Source organism: Carboxylicivirga sp., assembly GCF_982718395.1.
In genome coordinates this window covers 1-24341 of record NZ_CEXQWX010000091.1, presented here as the reverse complement: position 1 = coordinate 24341, position 24341 = coordinate 1, and the positions used below count along the sequence as shown (strand labels likewise).

The window sequence follows — 24341 nt, the reverse complement described above, 5'->3', positions numbered from 1 at the left end:
GATACTTGCGCTACCGAGAGGTTGATAAAATTAAAGACAGCAATTAATAGCACTGATGCAACAACTATTATCAGCAGATTCAGTAGTTTGATATTTCCATGTCGTGCTCCAACCGGGAAACCATAAGTAACCGGATTAAAATAAGCTTCTTTAAGGGGTTGAAACTCAGCTGTGGCGTTTTGATGTTCTTTAAATTGCCAGTACCATGGTTTGGCCAACTCTTTAAGTTCCTCACCTTTACCTGACAAGTCGTAACCCTTTTCGGATACGATATAAAGACCTGCAAGAAAATAACGGATCTGCATTTGTTTCGGGTAATCGTTACCAAACATGCATGTAATGCTATGAAATGGTAAAATAACATCGGCTTGTTTGAAATGCGTCTGTTCATCGAAATCAGCCATTATACCAGATACAACAAAGTTTTCCCTGTTTCTGAAAAGTATCGTTTTACCAATGGCATCTTCGTTGGGGAACAACTTTTTAGCGAAACTTTCGGATAATACAATGCTGTTTTTTGCTTTTAAAACTTCATCAGCCTGTCCCCGGATAAGGGGAAATGAAAAGATATTAAAGAAATCAGATTCTGCAAAAAGACAATAGTCCGTTTGTGTTAAGGTCCAATCAGTTTTTAATACTGTCTGGATATTAAATACACGACAGAAATCTTTAGCACCATCAATATTATCGACAACGTATTGCCCAAATGCCGGAGAAAACGCACACTCCCCATTAAAAGTCAACCTGTAAATATCATCCGCATTTTCATGAAAATGGTCAACTGTTTTTTCAGTGTGGATATAAATCACCAATAACACTGCAACAGTTAAGGCTATTGATAACCCTCCGATATTTACGACTGAAAAAAGTTTATCGTTTTTTAGCAACCTGAAGGTTGATTTTATTTGCCAGATTAAGTTCATATCTTGAATTGTAAGTTTTAACAGATCATAGTCATTGTATTCTCATCAATTAGGTTCTCTTTCTCTTTACCGGTTCCCTACTCATATCAAAGCCATCATTAGATTTCGGGTAACCACCCTCTCCCGAATATCCGGAACCAGCTAACAGTTAACCTATTCATATCTCAAACTTTCAACCGGATTCCGAATAGCTGCTCTATAACTCTGCCACGAAACCGTTAACAAAGCAATACCCAAAGCCAGCGCTCCTGCCAAAGCAAATATCCACCAACTTAAAGTGGTTTTATAGGTAAAGCTTTCAAGCCATTTGTTCATGATGTACCAGGCAATCGGGCTGGCTATTATAAAAGCAATGGCTACCCACTTGATAAAATGTTTGTTGAGCATGGTCAATATTTCGGAAACTTTGGCTCCGTTTACTTTTCGAATGCCGATTTCCTTGGTGCGTTTCTCCGATTCAAGCGTACTCAATGCGAACAAGCCAAGAAAGGACAGAAACATTGCAACAATTGAAAAGATGCCTGTAATTTTGGCCTGCTTTACTTCCTCACCATAGGCCAGCTCATACTTTTCTTCAACACTTTCCATTTCAAATGGAATTTCAGGAAATAGCTTTTCCCATTCGTTTTCCAGAAAGGCAATTGCTTCTTGCTGGTTATGCGCCCCAAGCCTGAGGCTTACATAACCAGGGTAATTATGATGACGTCCAAATTGATAAAACATGGGCTCTACTGCATGCTTTAAGGATTTAATGTTGATATCATTAACCACACCCACAACATGCTTTCTATTATCTCTGGAAAAAAGACCCACACTTTTCCCTTCAATCGATTCCCAGCCAAGCAATTTTAATGCGGCTTCATTGACAATTATTGCATCCCGCTCAGTTGAATAACTCTTCGAAAATGGTCTTCCTTGTATGACGTCAAGGCCAAACACATTGATAAAATACTCATCTATATCGCACGATAATAGTTCAATACCATTTTCTGTATCTGTGTTTTCAGGGAAGACATTAAACTCATTATTAAATCCAAAACCTGGTATAAACTCAGTTATGCAAGCCTTTCCATAGCCATACTGGGTTCGGTATTTATCTATTGTCTCAACATAGAAATTGGCCTTCTTCACTCTTTCCTGTCCGTAATTCGCGATTGAATGCACCGGTATCGCCACAAGGTTTTCTTTGTCAAATCCTGTTGTATGATTCTGCATAAAAGAGATTTGCTTAAAATTCAGAAACTGACTTGCACAAAGTACTATAGTAATGGCAAACTGAATGACGACAAAACTTTTCTGAAATGTCAGGTTATTGCCACCGTCGGTTTTCTTCAACAGAATTGAATTAACACACTCTGATTTGGCCAATAAAAAGGAAGGATGACTACCGGACATTAGTATGGTTATCATTCCAAATAAAGCAATTCCACTCCAAACAAACGGGTCAAAAATGGTATACTCAATATTCTTCCCCAATAAATTGTTAAACCCAGGAAACAGAAAAAATACGCCAAACAAGGACACAACAAGGCTCAATAGAACAATAACTGAAATCTCAATAAAATAATCTCTGATTATTTCTCCCTTACCAGCTCCATTAACCTTTTTTATACCAATTGCAACCATTCGTTTTCGCACAATTGAAATTGATATATTCATTGAGTTCAGACAGCCAATAACCAAAATAGCACATGCTATGACTGCCAGAATCCATAAGTATAATGGTGTAATTGAAGGGGCCAAGTCTCCGGTCAATGAGGCATTCATATGACTACCTTTAAAATCAACTACCTGGTAATTATGCCTGCTCTTCATAAAATCAGGATAGTATTTATCCTCTATCCCGGAAAGTTTTTGTTCAAATCCTTCCGGAAAGTTATTGCCTTTGAATGTAACGAATGTAAAAAGTCCAAAATGATACCACCTTTCATTTATATCAGAATAGCTTTTATATCTGTATTTATCTGATAAGAAATAATCAAACTGAAACATGGAGTTCGACGGGATGTTGTCGATAACTCCATTAATTGTGAATATATTTTCTTCGTATTCAAACGTTTTTCCCATTGGATTTGAACTACCGAACATTTTTTCGGCAAATTGGCGGGTAACTACTGCACTAAACGGGTCTTCAAAAAATGTATCAGGATTTCCGCGCACCAATGGAAAACTAAACAGCTCAAAGAAATCTTTTTCAACAATAGCGCCCCTACTCTCATTAAACCTTTTGAGGTCAACTTTAATTTCTTCCCAGGTCCTAATCAAACTTATAACTTTACCAATCTCAGGAAAGTCACTCTTCAATACATCAGAAAGGGCCAGTGGTGTTGATGCTCCTACAGTTCCATCCTGAATGTTTTTCGTAACAATGCGGTAAATCTTGTCTGAATTCGTATTAAAGTTGTCAAATGAAGTTTCATAATGTATATAAACGAAGATCAATATACTCACCATTAAACTCAATGACAGGCCTAACAGGTTTATTACTGTTAACTTTTTAAATGCAAACAGGTTCCGAAATGTTACCTTCAATAGATATTGTAGTCTATCCATAAGTTTAGTTTAATCGTTTCTATTAGTTATCTGTTTGATAGTTAGGATATCACTTATTCTGAGTCCTAACTACTCGTACCTCAGCGCCTCTACCGGATTCCGCGTTGCTGCCTTCCAACTTTGCCAGCTTACAGTTAACAACGCAATTCCTAAAGTCAATACTCCTGCCAATACAAATATCCACCAACTTAAAGTGGTTTTATAAGCAAAGTTCTCTAACCATTTATCCATGACATACCAGGCAATCGGGCAGGCAATTACCGATGCAATGGCAACCCATTTTATAAAGTCCTTATTAATCGTGGTCAGGATTTCCGATACTCTGGCACCATTTACTTTGCGGATACCAATCTCTTTGGTGCGCTGTTGCAAAGTGAAATTAGTAACTCCTAATACACCTAAACATGCAATAAATATTGATACGATTGTTGCCCATATCATCACTTTAGAAAACCTTTGTTCCTTTTCATATAACCGGGCAAGTGACTGGTCCAGAAATCCATATTGGAAAGGCCAATCAGGGTTAAGTCTGTCCCATATTCCCTTTATGTTATTAATAGTGTATTGTAGTTGTTTACTGCTTTTAGTGTTTATTTTCAGGTAAGCATTTCTCAATTTTTCCGGATTTCTGCAAACAAATCCTAAAGGTCGTATTGGCTGGTGTAACGAGTTGAAATTAAAATCCTTGACAACTCCTATTATATCAACTTTTGGTATTCCTCCAGAGGTTAAATGTGCATTATCAATATTTTCTATTCCAAATTCGTTTTTTGCAGTCTGATTAAAAACATGATCATCTTTGCCTGGTGATGAAGGGTTGAAGAAACTACCTTCGGATAAGGATATTCCAAAAAAATTAAAAAATGAAGTATCGACTTCTATTGAGTTAAATTTTATTCTTTTTTGTTCTCCGGCAACATCCAAAACCCTGCCGCGAGTATTATCAATTTGTCCGACAATGTCATCAGCATAAGTAACATCTGAAATTTCTGAAACCTTCAAAAGTTCTTCATGTAAAATATTGGTATTCACATCGCCGGAAAGTTGTATATAAATAATATCTTCCGTTTTAATACCTGTATCTTGCGATTGCATGTAATGGGTTTGCTTATTGATTAAAAGGGTAACCATTATAAAAGCAACAGAAATACCAAATTGAAATACAAGAAGTGAATTTTTAAGGCCTCCTTTACCATTGATACCTGACACATTGTTTTTCAAAAGCATTACAGGATCTTTTGCAGCTAAGAACAACCCGGGCACTATTCCACATAAAAGTGTTGTAATAACTAATACGCACAAAATAATTAATCCACTTTGTTGAATGAAAAGACTCCTGAACAGAAGAGAAGAATCAGTATAATGATTAAAAGTATTTAAGAAAAGAGCTGCCAGAAAAACTGAAATCAGAAATGAAACGATTACCAAAAACGCCGATTCAGCAGCAAATTCCAATATGACTTTTGACCTTGAAGCGCCTAATGTCTTTTTTATACCCACCTTCTTTAATCGTCTTACTAGCTGAGCCGTAAACAAATTGATATAGTTTATACAGACCAGTGAGATAATCAGAAGAATCACAATAATTAATGTATAAATATATGACTTGCTATTATGAGCCAGAATATCGAAGTCAGTCAAGTTTTCAAAATACAGTTGGTTGTATTGAGTCAAACTTATGTCTTTATAACTTTTAATTGTATAATAAGGGGCATGTTGCTCTATTGACTTAAAGATGTTGTTTTCAAGATTTACTTTGTTTACGTGCGGTTTTGTTTTAAAAAAGACCTGATAGATTCCGAATCCCCAATTGCGATTTACCGCACTTGCATACCACTCAACTTTATGCAATGATTTAACAGCTATTACAGCATTAAACCGAAGCATGGCTTCTTCAGGCAGATTTTTGATGATTGCCGAAACGGTGAAGTCAAACTCACCAAAACCAGATGATTTAAATTTAAGTGCTTTGCCAATAACATCTGTCGAACCAAAAAGCTTTTGGGCTATACTTTCTGTAATAACAATTGCATCGGGTGTTTTTAAGGCAGTTGTTAGATCGCCTGCAATTGCCTGATGTTGAAACACATTAAAAAAACCAGAATCAGCATAAATAGCTCCATCTGCTTTAGTAAGTTTATTATCGACCTCATAATAGCTGTTCTCATACCAGATATCATGTAAATAAGTTTGTGCTTCTACTTCAGGGAATTTATTATCAACAAGGGCAAATACCTTTTTTGATACACCCCACTTCTTATTTTCTGGTTGTAACCTGAATATATTTTCACTATCAGCTATTACTTTCCCTGTATTCAGCTCTTTTGTAATATAGCCAATAAACAAGATGGCTATCGTAAAACTTACCGAAAGCCCCGCGATATTAAAAATTGTATTCTGTCCGAATTTTGTAATATTCCGTATTGAACTTTTGATAATCATAAGCCTGTTATTTAGCTTTATTTTTTTCTATTAAGGTCACCCTTGATTTGTTATATACATCAATTCTTTTATCAGAATGCAGAATAATTATGTCCTTTTTTTGCGCAGTCCCAACTTGCTTGTTATTGATAAATAATTGCCCCTCATGATCACAGAATTGATAATTGGAGAGTTTAAATACTGTCGAATCATTAGTAATATTTGTAGAAAGACACTCCCCTTTTGACACAAAGTATTTGTTATTTATCCAGCTAAAAACCTCATCGTCATTGCCTCTTATGACATATCCTTTTTTGTCTTTTAGATACTCAATTATACAATTTTGAGTTGGGTTCAGATTATAAACCTTTTGAGAAGCATCTTCCATTCCGGTATATGCTGAAGCAAAAAGAGATAATACAGTAAGGGAAAGTATAAAAGTGATCTGGTTCATAACTTGCTTTATATGTTTCTTCTCTATATGCATTGTTTTATCTTTTTTGATTGATATAATTACTACTCATATCGTAAAGCTTCTACCGGATTTCGACTGGCTACTTTCCAACTTTGCCAGCTTACCGTTAGTAAGGCAATAATAACAGCAACCATACCTGCAAGGGCAAATACCCACCAGCTGAGTTCAGTTTTATAAGCAAAACTATTGAGCCACTTATTCATTACATAATATGCAATTGGACAGGCAATTATAAAAGCAATTGTTACCCACCTAATGAAGTCTTTATTTAGCATTGCAATTACCTCAAACACTTTTGCACCGTTTACCTTCCGAATACCTATTTCTTTGGTGCGACGTTTCAATGAATAGATGGCTAATCCCAACATTCCTAACGAAGCCAGCAGCATAGCAAGTATAGAAATCAGCTGGATTGCTTTAGCTTGTTTCTCCTCTTTTTTGTACATCGTATCCAACCAATCATCGTAAAATTGATATTCGAAGTTGAAATTTCCGGCTATCTTATTAAACTCTTTTTCGACAAGTTTCATCGTACCAGAAACATCTCCTGGATAAAGCCTTACGTTTAAATGAGACAAGTTATTCTCATTTCTAATTATTAAAGCTCCAACTTCATTGTGTAAATCCTTGAAATGAAAATCTTCAATAACACCTACCACTTCTGTCCCAAACAATTTTTTTCCTTCGTAAGAGTCCCATCCTGCCTGTTGCATTCCTTTCTTATTGATTAAAGCAGCTGCATTTTTTTCTCCTTCAAAAAAATTACGTCCTTCAATCAGTTTTATATCAAATGTTTCTAAGAAAAGATTATTGGAACATATTTGGTCAAAGTGCCCAAATTCGTCATTTACTGAATTACTGTAAATTGCCCAGGGTGTCCCATGTGTTGGACAAATGTTTTTTACACCTGCAAGACTTCCTATTTTATCGATCAAAGCCGGAACATGCCCTTTAATTTTAAAATGTACATTAATCCGCACCAGTTGTTCAGTATCAAAACCTAGTTCCTTATTTTTTGCGTAGTCAATTTGCCGTTGAATAACTATTAATGCAACAAAAGCAACAATGCAAGCAGCAAATTGTAATACATTTAACGATAGACGGATATCACGTTGTTTTTGTAAATCAATTACCTTGTTTTTTAGCACTATACCAGGTCTAGCTTTCATGGCAACATACGCAGGGTAGCTTCCTGCCAGCAAGGCAACAAACAGGAACAACACCACCAGCATCCCCAGGTACGAAAAACTACCTAATAAGGTATCAAAAACAATTTTTTGTCCTAAAACACCTTCTACCAAAGGTTTGAGTATCCCAACCAGAAAAACAGCCAGTAATGCAGATATTGCTAATTGGGATAAAGCTTCAGCAATAAAGCGTTTAAACATATTAAGCCTTGAAGCTCCCAATACCTGATGCATACCTACCACTTTAATATCGGATGAGATTTTAGCAACAGAAAAATTCACATAATTAAAAATGGCAAATACAAAAATACACAGAGCAAGCCATGATAAAAGGTTTATCAGCTTTACATTGGAATGCTTTAAACCGTCGAATCCTATTGGGGTAAAATAGGCATCCGCAAACGGCGAAAGCTTATAGTCGTAGTCCATTTCAGAGTATGCATGATATTGAGCATTGGCAATAGGTTTTATACGATGTTCTACTTCTTTTATCGAAGCGTTTTTATGAAGTTTGATCAACAGTTTATCGAAATAAGTTCTTTTGTTGTCCATTCCTCTGCTTGAATAAGTCACTTTTAGTTTTGTACTGCAAAAAACCTGGCCATCTAAAGACATTTTTTGGGGGAAATCTTTTATTACAGCAGCCACCGTAACGTCATCTTTGTGCGATAGGTTAACAAGCTGTCCAATTGGATTTTCGCTTTTAAATATCTTCTTTGCAAAAGATTCGGACAAAACAACCTGTCGTTCATTGTTATGAAAATCTCTGAGACTCCCCGCAATAACTTCTGCTCCGAGAATCTTAAACAAAGCATCATCGGTACAAATCATTTTGGAAGGATAGCTTTTGTTTTTAAATACTACCGGTTTCCATGCAACAAAGAAATTCGAAGCATACTGAATTCCGGGAATCTTCTTCATTATTTCACCCGCTGTCTCCTCAGGGATATTAGCATTGTCACCATTAGCTAATACCCTGTATATGTTCTCTACATTGGGGATGTCCTTATCGTAACTTCTTTCTGAAGCGACAAACGCTACTAACAAAATTGCAATTGCACTTGCGAAGGCAAAACCACCTATTGAAATAAGTGATATAGTACGATGCTTTTTAATGGAACGAAGTTGGTATTTAAAATAGGTGAACATGGTATTTGTTTTATTCTAATCCTTCGAATTGTTTATTCATATCGTTATGACTCCATTGGATACCTTATGATACCCTATGCTGCTCACGTACAGATACTCGATTAATCTGGCGTTAATAAGGTTATTCCAGCTTGTTTCAAGGAAATATCACATCCCATTATCTCTTAAAAAACCATCCTTTAACGTGACAATCCGACTTCCATACTTTGCATTTTCCTCAGAGTGAGTAACCTGTATAATGGTCATGCCTTCTTCATTTAGCTTTTTTAGCAACTTCATAATCATTTCACCTTGCTCACTGTGCAGGTTACCTGTTGGTTCATCGGCCAACAGAAGTTTTGGCTTGCCTGCAATGGCACGGGCAATACCTACCAACTGTTGTTGTCCACCTGAAAGCTGTGCAGGAAACAGATCTTTTTTACCAACAATATTAAAACGGTCGAGCAGATCGGCCACTATAGCCTGTCGTTCTTTACGTTTAACTCCCTTATATACAAGCGATGTTTCAATATTCTCGGCAACGGTCATTTCTTCAATTAAATGATAAGCCTGAAAAATAAATCCAATATAATTGCGGTGATACTCCACACGCTTCTTCTCTTTCAGACGGGTCATCTCTTCATCAAAAAAATGATATTCACCTTCATTACTGTCATCAAGCAAACCAATGATATTAAGTAGGGTTGATTTACCGGCACCAGAAGGTCCCATAATACTTACAAAGTCCCCTTCGTTAACGTTGAAATTAATGTTTCTTAGAATGTAAGCTCGCTGTGATTTGTGGTTGTAATATTTATACAAATCTTTTAATGTAATCATAGTTTAAATTTTAAGTCATTGGCCTGTATTGGCAATCTTGTTATTATTTAATCTTATTAATTTGTTTTATCTTGTTTATTCATACCGTAGGGCTTCAACCGGATTTCGACTGGCCGCCCTCCAACTCTGCCAGCTAACCGTCAACAACGCAATTATCAAGGCTAACACCCCAGCTAATGCAAATATCCACCAACTTAAAGTGGTTTTATAAGCGAAGTTTTCGATCCATTTATTCATAGCATACCAGGCAATCGGGCATGCGATTACAAAAGCTATGGCAACCCATTTTATAAAGTCTTTATTAAGCATGGCAAGTATTTCGGAAACCTTCGCTCCGTTTACTTTGCGAATACCAATTTCTTTGGTTTTCCGTGTCATAGATTGTGCAGAAAGAGTAAACAATCCTATACACGATAAAATAATTGCTAATAGTGAAAACCAGCTAAAAACTTTATTAACCCGTATGTATTCCTTATAATGTTGATCCAATTTATCATCAATAAAAAAGTAGTTGACAGAAGTTATTGGAGAGGTGTTCTGCCATTTTTCTTTTAATAATTCTACAACTTTTAAGCTGGCACCTGGATTGGCTCTTACAGAAAGAAGTCCCCAATTTGATAGTTTCTCTTGTTCTGCAAAGAAATGCGCCAGGGGTTGCATTTCGTGTTGCGCTCCCTGATAACTAAAATCTTCAATTGCACCAATTATCGTATTAATTTGCCCGGTTGGTGAGCTTTCCCTGATTATTTGCTTTGCAGCTTCGGAATATCCTAACTTGGTCATAGCTGTTTTATTGAGCACCACACAGTTTTTATAAGAGCTAAGTTCCTGATTGAATCCTGAACCACTGGTAAAAGGAATACCATAAGTTTCAAAATAATTCCGTCCTACATAGGCTTTTTTGAGATGTATACTTTCAACTGTCGACGACGCTTCATGGTAAAATGTATTATAGTTTTCGCTATAGGTGCCAGGTATTGTTTGCGAAAAACACACAGACTTCACATAAGGGCTTTCTTTCAGTTCTTTTGCAATTTTGCTGAATTTATTAGATGCTGCATTAGCATCTTCATACTGCCAGGTTTCCAGCTCTGCAACCACAATGTTTTCTTTATCAAAGTTGGGGTCTTTTTCTATCATGAAACCTATTTGATTCTTAACCAGAAAAGTGACACAGATTAAAATAATAGCAATAGTAAACTGGACAACAACCAGTGAATTCTGAGACAATAAGGATCTGTTTTTCACATTTAGTTTGCCTTTTAAGCTTTGGACTAATTTTGCTCGTGATAAAAACAGGGCAGGAACAATACCTGAAATTAAACCCACAACAAACCAGATGGCCAAAAGCATAAAAAAGAAAATATAGTTTTCGCTAAAGTTGAATTGTAAATTGATCTCAAAAAGCTGATTGAACATTGGCAACAAAGCTATGGCAAGCAGATAGCCAAATATCAGGGCAATAAAACTTATTGTATAGGATTCTGTTATAATCTGACCAAACAGATGATGCCTTGTTGCTCCAAACACCTTTTTAATACCAACTTCACGACTTCTGGTTATTGAACTGCTAATGGTTAAATTAATATAGTTGAAAATGGCAATCCCCAGAATACCCAAAGCAACCAAACTTAAAATGATAATTAAAGTGCCGTTCGATTCGTATTTTGCGTGATACTCAGAATAGGGAAATAAATTGAGATCGGTTTTATTCTCACCAACAGGAAGAAACTTTTCGGTAACAATCCGTTGTAGTTTCGGGTCAATCTGCGATGGAGAAATCCCTTCCTTCAACACAATATAGCTTTCAGAAAAAGTATTGTACCAATCATGCACACTAACAATCCATGGCGAAATTTCCATTCCGGTTTCATAGGATGTTACAATTTCAAATTTTACCGACGAGTTTTCAGGAACATCCACCACTCCATTAACCGTGAGAAATGTGTTTGTAAACTTTATCTGAAGTTTTTTTCCGACCGCCGGAGTATCACCAAAATATTTTTTTGCTACATCGCTACTTATTACGGCTCCATATTTCTCTTTAAGTGGATTTTTAGAGTTTCCCTCTGTAAATGGAAACGAGAACACTGAAAAAAAGGCACTATCAACATATTGTACTCCTTGCGGAAATGCAACATCGTTATAACTCACCCGAAATCCATCCCAGGTAAAAAATCTTGTTCCACACTCAACCTCCGGAATTTGATCTAATATCGTAGGAAGAACCAAACCTTTGGTTTGCATTCCACTTCCTTCTGCCAGACGATAAATTCGTGAGTAATTTTCATTGAAACGATTATACGAGATATCATTATAAATATATAAAGCAAGAATAAGAAAAGAAGCCACACCAACCCCAAGACCAAATACATTGATAAACAAATAGTTCTTCTTTTTAAGAAGAAATCTAAAACTGTTTTTTATTTGCAATCCATTCATCTTTTTTTGTTTTAAAGTTTATCAATAAAGGACCAATGTCTCTACTTCTTCACTTTGCTACTTTTTAAGGATCAACCCACAAATAATACCTTCCCTACTCATACCTTAATGCTTCTACCGGATTCAACATCGATGCTTTAATTGCCTGATACCCACTTGAAACAATTATTACAACAATTGTTATTCCCAGTACAATAGCTAGGTCGTACACTGTGAAATGATATTTAAATTGTCCAGGTATAACTTTTTCAAGAAACCGGGCTAATGGTAATACGATTAGGTTGGCTGCCAATACCAACACAATAAATTGTTTGGTAATTAATGGTAAAATTTGTTCAGTGCGGGCTCCATGCACTTTTCTAACCCCTATTTCTTTCACCTTTCGTTGCGAGGCAAAAACCACCAACCCAAATAGTCCGAGCGCGGCAATTAACACAGCCATAACCGTAAAAAAAGCAAAAGTGTCTTTTACATTCGTCCATATATTTAGAGCAACCCTGTATGTTCCCACATCGTATCCGTTTACATCAAAAAGAACATTGGGGAACAATTCAGCCATTACCGAATTTATATGCTCTAAACTTTCGTTTGTGGTGGCCGGATTTATTTTAAAATTGAGGTCATTATTGGTATCCAGGTTCCCTTGGTGAAGTTTTAAAACATATGGTAAAACAGGGTTATGAACATCGTCGCTATTAAAATCTTTAATTACGCCAACAACAACGTGCTTTCCCCCACTGTCAACCCACTTCCCAATTGGATTTTGCCAGCCAAAAGCTTTTACTGCCGTTTCATTTATTAAACATGAATTGTTATCAGTCGAAAACTCTTTAGAAAAGTTTCTTCCTTCAACAATTTCCATATCCATTGTATTTATAAAACTTTCGCATGCCCGGTTCCACCTGCCGGAAACATAATCATTTTGTGGCCCACCTTCATATAAAATTCCGGTTCCCCAAGTGGAATGTAAAGGAGAATTGTACGAAATTGACATCTCCTCAATTCCCGGTTTAGCAAGAATCCGCTCCCGTAAATAACTATACTTTACATCGGTGTTCATGTCGGGAATCCTACAGTGTAAGAGGTGTTGTTTCTTAAAACCCAAATCTCTGTTTCTCAAAAAATTAACTTGTCTGAACATCCAAAGACTAGAGGTAATTAAAACCACTGATAGAATAAACTGAAAATAAACCATTGCATTTAAGCCCGTAATCTTTCCCTTTTTAAATGGAATACTTCTTTTCAACACCTTAACAGGTTTAAAAGACGAAACGATTAATGCAGGGTAAAGCCCTGCAATAGCTCCTGTTATTACAGTGATTGCAATTAAAAAAAGAAGAAACATTGGATTTTTGAGCAATTGAATTTCGATACTCCGATTAACTACTATATTAAAAAAAGGAAGTATTAAATGTGCTATAAATATTGCGAACAGAAAAGACAGCAAAGCAAGGAAAATTGCCTCCGACAGGAATTGCCACCTTATGTAATTTGTGTTGCTTCCCGATACTTTTCTAACACCAATCTCAACAGAACGCAGTGTTGAAAAAGAAGTAGTAATATTCATAAAACTTACACTTGCGAGTAATAAGGTTAATATTCCCAAAATTGAATAGAATATTATAACAGAGCCTCTATCATCACGTGGGGCCGAGTTTAAATGTAATTCACTTAAAGGCCGCAGGTATATGTATTCTTTGGCGTTTGGGTTATGTTCCAACAGAACATTTTTAATTTTTTCGGAAACAGTTAAGTGTGAGGTGTTAGGTTTTAGGAGTACAATTGCCCTTTGCGAATGGTTATACCAATTCTCTCCCATGTCTCTAAGCAAATTTTTATTCGACCTAAAATATGTAGCGCGGAATTCGGTTTGCTCGGGAATATCCTTCATTACCCCGGTAACAATTAGTTCGCGTTTCCTTTCATCCAGTAATATTTTTCCCAATGGGTCTTGTCCCGGAAAATATTTCTGAGCCAGTGTTTCGTTTAAAACAATTGAATTTGGTTTATCTAATACGCTTGATTTTTCCCCGCGAATTAACTTAAATGAAAATATATTGAAAACATCAGAGGGGGCAAGCCAGCCTTTTTGTTCATTATAGATATGCTCTGCATCAGCCGATAAATATTCGTTCCAGACTTCGCGTAAAATAATCGCGTTTTCAACCTCAGGTATATGGTCACGTAAATATTTACTAACCGGAACAGGTACTTGATTGCCATCACTCATCCGGTCATTTATTTTGTAATTCTGCACCCTGTAAATCCGATCGTAATTTACATTGAACTTGTCCCAATCTTTTTCATACTGAACGTAGCGGGTTATCAGAATAAAAGCTGCCAAACCAACTGAAAGGCACATAATCTGGATAAAAGACAGTCCCTTTCTTCTTTTTATATTTCTCCAGGCTATTAGAATAAAGTGTTTTAACATAGTCTCATATGTTTTTCTTTTTTCTTACTGAACTTACTACTCATACCTTAAAGCTTCTACCGGATTACGACTAGCCGCTTTCCAGCTTTGCCAACTCACCGTCAACAACGCAATTACCAAAGCCAACACTCCCGCCAAGGCAAAAATCCACCAACTTAAAGAAGTTTTATAAGCAAAGTTCTCAAGCCACTTATTCATAGCGTACCAAGCAATAGGGCATGCTATTACAAATGCTATAGCAACCCATTTCATAAAATCGCGATTTAGCATGCCTAGTATTTCGGCTACTTTTGCGCCATTAACTTTGCGAATACCGATTTCTTTGGTTTTTTTATTTGTAATAAACATTGAAATTGCAAAAAGTCCCATGCATGAGATAAGGATTGAAAACACGGACAACACAAAAATAATTTTTGACGTTTTTACCTCTTTTTCATAGAGTGAGGCAACATGTTGCTCAAGGAATTGGATATCAGAAATTGCAGTATTGTCAATCCTATCCACAATTTCTTCCATCTTATTAATAAGCTCTGATAACGATTCAATTTGCGACGATGCCAGTCGCACCACAATTTGCGATTGATAATAATCTTCATATCGTATTGCCATTGGTTCGATCTCATTCTGTAACGAATTATAATGGAAGTCTTTAATAACTCCTATAATCGGTGAACCATTTAAAAAGGCTTTTGAAATGTCTTCTATGCCGAGTTTTTTTATAAATGTTTCGTTAACAATATAACTTTGATAATCAGACTTAAAGATTTTGTTAAAAAGTCTGCCACTAACAATATTATACCCCATTACCTCTGGAAATTCTGCATCAGTCCAATTATGATTTACATCAACAAGTTTTTCTTCGCTGTTGTATTTGAAACTTAGGTTTCTTAACCCGGAATAAAATTTATCTCCTGGAAGATGTACACTGGTACTTGTTTCTTTTATCTCCGGTAAAGATTTTAAAGATTCCTGAATCGTTTTTATTTTTTGGTTTTTAAGTTGAGACCTGTTAGCCAAAGGCATATATGCGACAATTTCTTCATCGAAATTCTCGACACTTTGTTTAAATACATAATGAACCTGCCTGTATATCGTAAATAAAGAAATAATTAGAGCAATTGAAGCTGCAAACTGAACAACAGACAGAAAACTTCTGGCACGAATTACCTTTGTACTACTGTTATTTACTTCTTTTAATGAATCGGATATTTTAACAGATGACAGTTTAATTGCCGGATAGAAACCAACTACTGCACCAAAGATTATTCCGACCGAAATAATAAGTAATACTTGAAGAAAGCTAATGTCAGAAAGACTAATATCAAGTATTTGTTCGAAAAAAGATTCAACAAGTAAGCTTGATACAACAGCAAAAGTTGTGGCTATAAAACATGGCAAAGCCGATTGAAGAATTAAATGGCGAATATTATTCTTTTTTGATGCACCTGTTACTGATTTAATTCCAATTCCTTTTAGACTCTGTGAAGCATTCGCTATTAAAGAATTTGCATAATTTATCAGGGCTATTATAAGCACAAGAACTGAAAGACTTAACAGCAGAAATGTAAATCTACGGTCACCATGCGTACAAACATTGTCAAACTTACTTGCTGTGTGATACAATTCATGTAAAGGATTTAATAAGTATTGGGTATTATTCGCTTTATCTTCATATCCCAATGATTTGAAAACCGAAATAACCCCTGTATTTATTTTATGCTGAAGTTCTGAACGTTGTATTTTTTTATTTGCCTCCACAAATATTTGCAACGTGTTATTACCCCAGCTATCGTCGACGTAATGAGGCACATTGGAAGTAGGCAGCAACAAATCAAACTTCAACGATGAATTTGTAGGTGGGTCATCTAATACTGCTCTTACAGTAAACGCCTCATTCTTATAAATAATAGATTCTCCAATTGGGTTTTTATCTCCAAATATTTTATAAGCCAACGACTCTGACAATGCAACAGAAAACTTATCTTTTGCAAATGCTTCAGTTTCTCCCGATATAAGTTTGAATGAAAAGATAGAGAAAAAATCAGAATCAACGATTAGTGCTTTTTCAATATTGAATTTAGAATTGCTGTATTGAATATTTGTTCCTCGGTCATTAATAATTCTTGTCGAATGCTTAATGTCAGGGATATTATCTTTTAACCATGAGTATAAGATATTTGGGGTAGTACAATAGGTATCACCAGAAGTTTTACACTCGACCCTTGATATTGTTTTGTAATTTTTGTGAAATCGGTCATAGGTCATTTCGGCATAAACATACCTACCCGCTAAGATAACAAAGGTTAAACCGATTGTTAGTCCTAAGATATTAATTGAAGACACAACCTTATTTCTTTTTAGGTTGCGTAATATTAATTTGATTTCTGTTTTAAGCATAACTCCATTGTTAGGTTATTACTAATACCTCAAATCCAAATTATCAGTGCTTATATTCCAAAATTTTGCTACTTATAAGGACTTTACCTCAAGCAAAACCTACATTACTCATACCTTAATGCTTCTACTGGATTACGACTTGCTGCTTTCCAGCTTTGCCAACTCACCGTCAATAAGGCTATCAGAAACACAAACAGGCTTGCCATAAGGAAAACCCACCAACTCAATTCTGTGCGGTAAGCGAATTTATCCAGCCACTCATTTGTTATTATATAGCCTGTTGGTATAGCTACAAGCACTGAAATGGCAATCCAGACCATAAATCTCTCACTTACCTTAACAAGCAGATTAAAGACAGTGGCACCATTGGCTTTCCGAATACCTATTTCTTTGGTCCGACACTGCATCGAGAACTTAACAATAGCAAAAATGCCAAGGATGCTTATTAATAAAGCAATAACAAACCCAACTTTAGCAATAGCACCAACCTGCTCATCGCTTTTATATTGATTCTCATAAACCTGATCAAGAAAGTTGTACTCAAAAGGCCGGTTATGAACATGCTGATGCCAGATAGTTTCCAGATGCTTTATTGCATCCTTTTCATTAGCCGTGGTTTTAACAAGCATCCGGTTCCAACTCTTGACTTCTGACAATTTATAGTACAACTGAGGATCAGCAGTTTGGTAAGAAGATTTTTTGATATCGGCAATGATACCTTTAATTGTAAGTTTGTTGTTTCCTATTTTGATTACCTGCCCAATTGGATCGGCTAAATTTAATCGTGCCTGCAATGTCTGGTTAATCAACACAGTCGAAGCGGAATCATTAAATACTTCCAGGTTATCACCTGATAGAACCTCCATCTCCATAAGATCAAGGTAATTGTCTTTTATAGCAAAGGTTTCAGTCAAAACCACCTCATCCTGACTCATTTGACTCTTCACTTCAACCACATCACCTCCTCCAATTGGGGTACGGCTTGTAGCTGTTACTTCCAATATGGCAGGGTGCTTGATCAGCTGTTGTCTGATTTCGTCATAACTCGTTTCAAAACCGCCATATGGTTGTAAAGTGATAATATTGGATGTTTGATAACCGAGAGCAATATCCCTCGAATAATGCAACTGCTTTTGTATTACAACCAGGAATATCAAAATAATGATTGATGAAGTGAATTGCGCAATCATCAGCACTTTTTGAACTGAAGAGATCTTTGGCTGCGTAACATTTTCTTCAGATGAACCACTTGATTGGGTCTTTGTCATTAAAAAGGCTGGATATAAACCTGAAAGCAAACAAACAAACGCTACAACAATGAAGATAAAACCATAGAATTCGTATGATCTGAAGTTGATAAATATTTCAGCATTGGCAATTGAATTGAACTTTGAAACCGTCAATACCGCGAAAAATATCCCAATAATCGCAGCACATAAAACATATGTAAAGGTTTCAGCCAGGAACTCAAAAAGTATCAGTCTTCGGTTGGCACCTATAATTTTTCTAAGCTTTACATTTTTTGTTCTGACAAACAGAGTTGATAAAAACAAATTGGTGAAATTAATACAAGCTAATACCAATATCACAAATGCTAACAGTACAACAATATAAACGGTACTTTTATCCATTTTTGCTCTCACAAAATCATAAAGAATGTGCGTGCCGAATCGAATATCCTTGAGACTTTGTAATTCGTATTTTTGGATTAGTTCCTCAAATCTGAAACCGGTTTTAAGCATTCCTATTTTATGGCATAACTGTTCATGATTGGTTTGATTGCCAACTTTAAAATAGATATTATAATCCCGTTCATTGTCCTGCATCCAGTCGATTCCCCATAATGGGAATAGAATATTCACCTTGATATGAGAATTAACAGGCATATTATCCATAACAGCTCCGACCTGCCAAACCTGACCAAAAGCTTTAATTTGCTCCCCGACAGGATTTTTGTTTTGAAAAAGTTTGGTCGCTAATTTCTTTGAGACAACAACTTTGTCGGGCGTATTAAACCCATTTCGAGGACTACCTGCAAGTAATTGGTAATCAAAAAATGTAAAGAAATTAGTATCTGCTATTGCTACCTGATCTTCATAAATCAACTCCGAACCTACTTCAATTCCGATATTCTCACCAAAATCAGGGTGCAGAATAATCCCATCTTCAATCTCAGGGAAACGGTTTAAACATTCCTGGTAAACAGGTATGGTTAATCCACATCCCGTTACGCTCTCGCCGTTAAGTACCGCACTAAATGTAAGCCGATAAGTTTTATCACTGTCTGTATTAAACTGGTCGTAACTTAATTCATTACTTGCCCAGTGAAAAATAAGAACCGAGATAGCAATACCAATACTTAGACCTAATATGCCAATGCTATTGGTCAAGCTATGTTTTAGAAAAATTCTATATAGATAACTAAATCTATTCATCTAAGTAACTCTTTATAAGTGATTCGGCTCATTGCCTATAATTGTGTATCATTAAAGCTGGCAGAATCACAAAAATTAGTTTATTCGTAACGTAATGCCTCCACCGGATTACGGTTTGCAGCTTTCCAGCTTTGCCAGCTTACTGTTAGTAAAGCAACAATTATAGCTGTCAATCCTGCAAGAGCAAATATCCACCAGCTTAAAGTGGTTTTATAAGCGAAACTTTCCAGCCACTTACTCATTGTATAATATGCAATTGGACAAGCCATAAAATAGGCCACTACCACCCATACTATAAAGTCTTTATTAAGTAATTCCAGTATCTCTGATATTTTGGAACCGTTGACCTTCCGTATACCAATCTCTTTGATCCGGTTTTTTATACTATACTGCGCCAAGGCAAACAGCCCCAAGCATGCGATAAATATTGCCAGGACAGCAAATACTAAAAGTATCCGGCTTATTCTTTGCACATTATCATGCATCATTGCAAACTCATCGTCAAGGAAACGGTACCTTATTGGTTGGTTTGGTGAAAACTCCACCCATTTTTCTTCGATTGATTTAAGCACTGAAGAAACATCTGCTGTATTTATTTTAACAGACATTGTTTCGGTGCTATTGCCTAAACGTAAGCAAAGTGGCCATATCTTCTCTTTGATGTTATTGAAATGAAAATCCTCAACTACTCCAATTATTTCAATGGTCTGTCCAAAGTGATCAATCATTTTTCCTATAGGTTGATCAAAATGAAGCCTTTGGGCCATCATTCTGTTTATAATAACTGCATTCGCATCTGAAGTTCTCTCTTTAGAGAAATTCCTACCGTCTATAATTTTCAACCCCAAGGTTTCAACATAATCATGATCTACCCGCCAACTTTGAGCTGCTATTGGTTCACCAGTATTCCTTTTACCCACATGCCAAAAGGTGTTACCATTTCTCATTGTTCCTTCAATAGGTAAATAATTACTTATTGAGACATTTTTCACATTTGGCAGAGTTAATAACTCATTTTTAAACGTTTCAATTTTATCCTTTAATGTTTTGGTTCCTTTTAATATCAGCACCTGTTCTTTTTCGAAACCAACGTCCTTAGTTACTATAAAATTCATCTGGCGCAATACCACTCCCGCCCCAATAATCAGTATAATCGATATTGTAAATTGAAACACAACCATACCCCTGTAAACTCCTGACATTTTACCGGATTGCTTAACCATTCTTTTAATGACTTTTACAGGCTCAACACCTGACAAATACAGAGAAGGATAGATGCCGGCAACGGCTCCAATACCAATAATTACCAAGACCAACGAAGGGAAAAACCACCACTCATTTAAGGGTATTGTCAATGATTTCGAAGAAAGGCTGTTGAAGAGTGGTAAGAATAGCCAAGCCAGGATCAGACCACTAATCACTGATATCATGCTATAGAACACCGACTCAAAGAGAAATTGCATTAAAATTGAATTACTTTTTGCTCCGACGGTTTTTCTAAATCCAGCCTCCATTGCCCTACTTCCTGATTTTGCAAGGGAAAGGTTTATAAAGTTAATACAGGCCAGGATAATGATGCATACTGCAATAGCACCAAATATCCGGATAATGCGGATATCACCATGTAACTTTCCATCCGTAATTTGTCCTGACCTTAAATGAATATCATCTATAGGTTGCAAGCCATAGCCAAATTTATGAATGTCTTCTTTACTTACATATCCTCCCTCAAGCATGGCAGGACCAAGGTATTTAGTTACAATTCCCTTCAATTTCTTTTCTAATGCTGGAATATCTGTTCCATACTTTACCAAAACATATGTATCATAATTATTTTGCGTCCACCTGGTCCGTTCTCCTTCACCAAAAATGTTGAAGTATAAGGCTACAAAAAAATGGTAATCGAGATGCGAATTTTCTGGGAAATCTTCTATAACACCTGTAACTTTCAATGGTCTTTTGGTATCATTATTAACAATAATTGTTTTTCCAACCGGATTCTCATTTGGAAAAAATTTATCTGCTCTGCTTTTAGAAATTACAACCGCTCCTGCATCAATAAGTGCGTTTTGTGGATTACCATATATAAACTTGGATTCTAATATCTCCAGGGTTCCCTGATCTGCATAAACAAAGCCTTTTTCGAATGAGTTGTTCAACTGATCCCCCCTTCTGACCTGGTGACTACCAGCCCCGAATAATTCTGAGGAATTAATTCTCCCTGATTTTTCGATTTCAGGATATTCATCTACAAGCACCTTATAAAGTGGAGCAGGCATGGACGTTTCTTTGTAAATTTCACCTTTATATATCCCTTGATTATAGACTCTAAAAATTCTTCCCGTGTTTTTGTAATGCTTATCGTAACTCAATTCGTGTCTGATAAACAAGGCAATAAGAATACATGCAGCAATACCTATTGCCAAGCTACATATTTTAACCAACGAATAAAGTTTGTCTCTTTTGAAACTCCTCCATGCCAGTTTAATATCATTTCTTAGTATACCCATGACTTAGTTTTTTCTCAGCTGTTTTTTCACATATAATCTATCTACTTCACAAAATACAGTGAACTTTAAATGCTATTGGCTAAGTTTCCCTACAACATGGTAATTGCTGAAAACTACTTTACATCGTTTCTCATTATTCGGATTGGAAACAGCAAATCCGATATGTACATTCTCTGACATTGGAAGAGTTTCACTCTCAATCCTCTTCCATTGTATTCCATCTTTGGATAAATAGCTTGTGAAACTATCACCACGCCTGACAAGTTTTACCCAATATGGAATCCGGGCATCCTTGTCACCTCCTGAAGGCGTGGTACTATTACCTGTTTTCAACCGTCTTAGTAAAAATGCTCCATCTTCCGGTGTTATACCTACACTCATATATTTCGAATTAGCAGCTTTCGATTCTCGTATCATAACGGCAACTTTTACCCACTTATGTGTGGGGTCTATATGATCAATCCTCGTATATATCTCACCATCGCCTTTTAAATATCTGTAAGCATAATGAAAGCGATCAGAAGTGCCCCACAAATCTGTTCCTGTGGTTTGTATAGCAAGTACATTTTTATTACAACCTAAACTACCTGCAATTGCAGTTTGTCCAATATCTTCAGACATCCATGGGTAGCAAGAGCTGTTCTTACTTTTTATCTCAATTTGTACCGTTGCTTTCTCTGATTCGTTAAACCCATCACTAACTACATATTGGAAGCTATCACGTCCTGCAATCCCATTTGATTGATAAATCAACTTATTTTCTTGTTGAATGAGTGTGCCAAGTTGAGGTCGAGTGAACTCTTTAAGAAATATTGAATCTCCCTCTTTGTCATAGTCGTTTTTCAAAACATACAACATGGTTTTGCTGCCAACATACAATTGTGCTCTATCATTTCGGACTTCAGGTGCGAAATTTTCTAGTACATTGACTTTAATATAAACCTTATTTGATTCTTTTCTTCCATCACTTATTAGGTAGGTAAAACTATCCACTCCTGTAAAACCCACCTTAGCTGTATACTCCAATATATTCTTGTTGATAGTAATTTTCCCGTGTAAAGGGTCAGCTACTTCCTGAATCGATAACTTATCTTCATCCTTATCTGTATCATTGTTTAACGGACTGATTTTAGCCGATTGCCCTTCGAAAACTTTGACTTCATCAACATTGCCTACGGGGATATGGTTACGGTATTGAAACCAAGCCAAGATTCCGAATTGAATGATGGCTAATCCAAGTATTAATTTAAAGAAATGAAACCGCCAGATATCTTTCATACCCATTATTTTGCTGTTTGTTTTAATTTCAACTATTCATATCTTAAACTTTCCACCAGGTTACGACTGCTGCCTTCCAGCTTTGCCAGCTGACGGTAAATAAGACAATAAAGATTGCGGTCAGCCAAGCCTGAGCAATCCACTAGCTGAGTTCTGTTTTATAGGCAAAGTTGCTAAGTCGGTTGTCCATAGAGTAACAGGCAATAATAAATGCAACAACAATCCATTTGTGCAAGCATGTCTAGTTTCCTTTCGGGCCATTTAGAAATTAGATGCTTATAAAGTCTCTATATCAGCTGACTCTTTATGTATCTTCTCCGTCACCACATGACCATCAAACAAGTTAATCACACGGTGGGCATACTCCGCATGTTCAGCAGAGTGAGTAACCATCACAATGGTTGTTCCTTCCTCGTTTAGCTGGCGTAACAGGTTCATCACTTCAGCTCCGTTACGTGAATCAAGGTTACCTGTTGGCTCATCAGCAAGAATTAATTTTGGATTAGCTACAACGGCTCTTGCAATAGCAACACGCTGCTGCTGACCTCCTGATAACTGCTGTGGAAAATGCTTGGCACGATGTGCAATCTGCATACGCTCCATCACTTTCTGTACACGCTCTTTGCGTTCGCGGGCCGACATCTTCAGGTAGACCAAAGGCATTTCAATATTCTCAAACACATTGAGTTCATCAATCAGATTAAAGCTCTGAAACACAAAACCAATATTACCTTTCCGCAGGTTGGTTCGCTGACGCTCTTTAAATGAGGCAATCTCCTGTCCATCAAAAAACAATTCTCCTTCTGTTGGATTATCCAGCAGACCGATAATATTCAACAAGGTCGATTTACCACATCCAGAAGGTCCCATGATGGCAACAAATTCACCTTTTCGTACGTGAATATTAACGTTATTTAGAGCTGTTGTTTCAACTTCTTCAGTTCTGAAAATCTTTTGGAGGTTATTAGTTCGTAACATATCTTTTTAGTTGTACTTGTTAATCTTCTTATAAAATATAATAATTAGCTAATAGCTCTTTTTTATTCATATCTCAATGCTTCAATTGGATTTTGACTGGCAGCTTTCCAGCTTTGCCAGCTCACGGTAAATAAATAATAGCACAAAAAGCTACTGAAAGAGCCAAAGGGTTAATGACTAATATACTTTTTGATTTTAATAATCTGCGTAATATTAATTTAATTTTAATCACAGTTTCTTAGTTTAGAATTACCACTTCATTATCTCCGAAAATCTCATATCCCGAAGTTATAACTTCTTCGCCTGCTTCAAGCCCTTCCAATACTTCAAAATATTTTGG

At 36.2% G+C, this 24341-nt stretch carries 13 protein-coding genes; all 13 read right to left on the bottom strand.

Features of this window, described 5'->3' with window-relative positions; all coding sequences use genetic code 11:
- Nucleotides 1–923: ABC transporter permease (locus tag AC4MRQ_RS16035; RefSeq protein ID WP_491198710.1), on the bottom strand; the 923-nt coding region annotated here is incomplete at its 3' end.
- 153 nt (nt 924–1076) lie between these two features.
- Nucleotides 1077–3476, bottom strand: a complete 2400-nt coding sequence (locus AC4MRQ_RS16030; RefSeq protein ID WP_491198709.1) for an ABC transporter permease — start codon at nt 3474–3476, stop codon at nt 1077–1079.
- Between the two features lie 69 nt (nt 3477–3545).
- Nucleotides 3546–5918 (bottom strand): ABC transporter permease, encoded by a 2373-nt coding sequence (locus AC4MRQ_RS16025; protein ID WP_491198708.1) that lies wholly within the window; start codon nt 5916–5918, stop codon nt 3546–3548.
- Between the two features lie 7 nt (nt 5919–5925).
- Entirely contained in the window at nt 5926–6384 is a 459-nt protein-coding gene (locus AC4MRQ_RS16020; protein WP_491198707.1) for a hypothetical protein, read from the bottom strand.
- 29 nt (nt 6385–6413) lie between these two features.
- Nucleotides 6414–8708, bottom strand: a complete 2295-nt coding sequence (locus tag AC4MRQ_RS16015; RefSeq protein ID WP_491198706.1) for an ABC transporter permease — start codon at nt 8706–8708, stop codon at nt 6414–6416.
- 147 nt (nt 8709–8855) lie between these two features.
- Entirely contained in the window at nt 8856–9527 is a 672-nt protein-coding gene (locus tag AC4MRQ_RS16010; protein WP_491198705.1) for an ABC transporter ATP-binding protein, read from the bottom strand.
- 75 nt (nt 9528–9602) lie between these two features.
- Nucleotides 9603–11969, bottom strand: coding sequence for an ABC transporter permease (locus AC4MRQ_RS16005; protein ID WP_491198704.1), 2367 nt, complete (start codon nt 11967–11969; stop codon nt 9603–9605).
- Between the two features lie 94 nt (nt 11970–12063).
- Nucleotides 12064–14403, bottom strand: coding sequence for an ABC transporter permease (locus AC4MRQ_RS16000; RefSeq protein ID WP_491198703.1), 2340 nt, complete (start codon nt 14401–14403; stop codon nt 12064–12066).
- A 36-nt stretch (nt 14404–14439) separates the two neighbouring features.
- Nucleotides 14440–16800, bottom strand: coding sequence for an ABC transporter permease (locus tag AC4MRQ_RS15995; protein WP_491198702.1), 2361 nt, complete (start codon nt 16798–16800; stop codon nt 14440–14442).
- A gap of 104 nt (nt 16801–16904) precedes the next feature.
- Nucleotides 16905–19235 (bottom strand): ABC transporter permease, encoded by a 2331-nt coding sequence (locus AC4MRQ_RS15990; protein WP_491198701.1) that lies wholly within the window; start codon nt 19233–19235, stop codon nt 16905–16907.
- Nucleotides 19236–19315: 80 nt separating this feature from the next.
- Nucleotides 19316–21745, bottom strand: coding sequence for an ABC transporter permease (locus AC4MRQ_RS15985; RefSeq protein WP_491198700.1), 2430 nt, complete (start codon nt 21743–21745; stop codon nt 19316–19318).
- Nucleotides 21746–21817: 72 nt separating this feature from the next.
- Complete coding sequence (locus AC4MRQ_RS15980; protein ID WP_491198699.1) at nt 21818–23023, bottom strand: Ig-like domain-containing protein; 1206 nt, start codon at nt 23021–23023, stop codon at nt 21818–21820.
- Nucleotides 23024–23299: 276 nt separating this feature from the next.
- Nucleotides 23300–24001, bottom strand: a complete 702-nt coding sequence (locus tag AC4MRQ_RS15975) for an ABC transporter ATP-binding protein (RefSeq protein WP_491198698.1) — start codon at nt 23999–24001, stop codon at nt 23300–23302.
- Nucleotides 24002–24341 lie beyond the last annotated feature (340 nt).

Excerpts from the sequence above, each read along its gene's own strand:
- AC4MRQ_RS16030 (WP_491198709.1), bottom strand. The coding sequence starts at position 3,476 with ATGGATAGACTACAATATCTATTGAAGGTAACATTTCGGAACCTGTTT.
- AC4MRQ_RS16025 (WP_491198708.1), bottom strand. The coding sequence starts at position 5,918 with ATGATTATCAAAAGTTCAATACGGAATATTACAAAATTCGGACAGAAT.
- AC4MRQ_RS16020 (WP_491198707.1), bottom strand. The coding sequence starts at position 6,384 with ATGCATATAGAGAAGAAACATATAAAGCAAGTTATGAACCAGATCACT.
- AC4MRQ_RS16015 (WP_491198706.1), bottom strand. The coding sequence starts at position 8,708 with ATGTTCACCTATTTTAAATACCAACTTCGTTCCATTAAAAAGCATCGT.
- AC4MRQ_RS16010 (WP_491198705.1), bottom strand. The coding sequence starts at position 9,527 with ATGATTACATTAAAAGATTTGTATAAATATTACAACCACAAATCACAG.
- AC4MRQ_RS16005 (WP_491198704.1), bottom strand. The coding sequence starts at position 11,969 with ATGAATGGATTGCAAATAAAAAACAGTTTTAGATTTCTTCTTAAAAAG.
- AC4MRQ_RS16000 (WP_491198703.1), bottom strand. The coding sequence starts at position 14,403 with ATGTTAAAACACTTTATTCTAATAGCCTGGAGAAATATAAAAAGAAGA.
- AC4MRQ_RS15995 (WP_491198702.1), bottom strand. The coding sequence starts at position 16,800 with ATGCTTAAAACAGAAATCAAATTAATATTACGCAACCTAAAAAGAAAT.
- AC4MRQ_RS15990 (WP_491198701.1), bottom strand. The coding sequence starts at position 19,235 with ATGAATAGATTTAGTTATCTATATAGAATTTTTCTAAAACATAGCTTG.
- AC4MRQ_RS15985 (WP_491198700.1), bottom strand. The coding sequence starts at position 21,745 with ATGGGTATACTAAGAAATGATATTAAACTGGCATGGAGGAGTTTCAAA.
- AC4MRQ_RS15980 (WP_491198699.1), bottom strand. The coding sequence starts at position 23,023 with ATGAAAGATATCTGGCGGTTTCATTTCTTTAAATTAATACTTGGATTA.
- AC4MRQ_RS15975 (WP_491198698.1), bottom strand. The coding sequence starts at position 24,001 with ATGTTACGAACTAATAACCTCCAAAAGATTTTCAGAACTGAAGAAGTT.